Raw genomic sequence first — 974 nt, 5'->3', positions numbered from 1 at the left:
GTAAGTGGAATTTATAGCGATAATCATGGAATTGCTTTAGATGTTGGTTCAAGTACTAGTAAAATAGAACTTAAAAATGGTGGCATTATACAAGGTAAAGTTAATGGTATAAGATTAGAAAAAGCAGCTTCTTTAAGCGGAGAAATAATTTTATCCGGTGAAGGATCTAGAGTAGAAGGTGGAAGTGGCGCTGGTATATCTAATGAAAGCGGAAAAATAGAAGGCTCTATAAAAGTAGAAGATGGAGCTACTGTAACTTCTTCTTCAGGTCAAGCTATCTCTAATTCTGGCTCAGGAAGTATAACAGGTGGTATTACAGTTAGTGGGGAAAACACTAAACTTGAAGGAAATATAATCAATACAGGCAATGGATCTATAGGTAGCGATATCAAGATAGAAGGTGGAGCTAAGGTAGAAGGTGGTCTTGTTAATCAAGGTAATGGAAGTATCTCAGGAAGTGTTCAAGTAAGTGGTGGTAGTAGTATTGATTCCATTACCAATGAGGGTAATGGAGCTATTTCTGGTTCAATTACTGTAGATAAAGATAGTAAACTTGATTCCATCACTAACACTTCTACTTCTGATACAGGTATAAGTGGTTCCATCACTAACAATAGTGATAATAAACTTGAAATTTCCAATGGAGAAGGTGCAACCATAGGTGGAGGTATTACAAATAATGGTAATGCTGATTTAGTTATTTCCAACCAAGGCTCAGTAGGTAAAGATAAAGATGGTAATACAGTAACTAACAATGGTAGTGGTAGTGTTGGAATTAAAGATTGGGTTGTTTCTACAGATAAAGAAACAGGTAAATTAGACACTGTGGTTGTAGGTGGAAGTGGTAAAGATAATGTAAAAGTAGAAAACATCACTGTAGATCAAAGCAATGTTAATCTTGAAGAATTAGGTAATATAAACAATATCATCTCAGGTGTTAATCAAGGCAATATTGGCAATATAGGAACCAATGG

General features: G+C 35.1%; 1 pseudogene. It reads left to right on the top strand.

Annotated elements, in window-relative coordinates:
* Positions 1 to 974: pseudogene (locus AJ886_RS01940) on the top strand (hypothetical protein); the annotation flags it as partial.

This window comes from Campylobacter sp. BCW_6465 (genome assembly GCF_001762815.1).
GTDB classification, from domain to species: Bacteria; Campylobacterota; Campylobacteria; order Campylobacterales; family Campylobacteraceae; genus Campylobacter_D; species Campylobacter_D jejuni.
The sequence above is the reverse complement of the archived record's forward strand: the minus strand, read 5'-3'. Positions and strand labels throughout refer to the sequence as shown.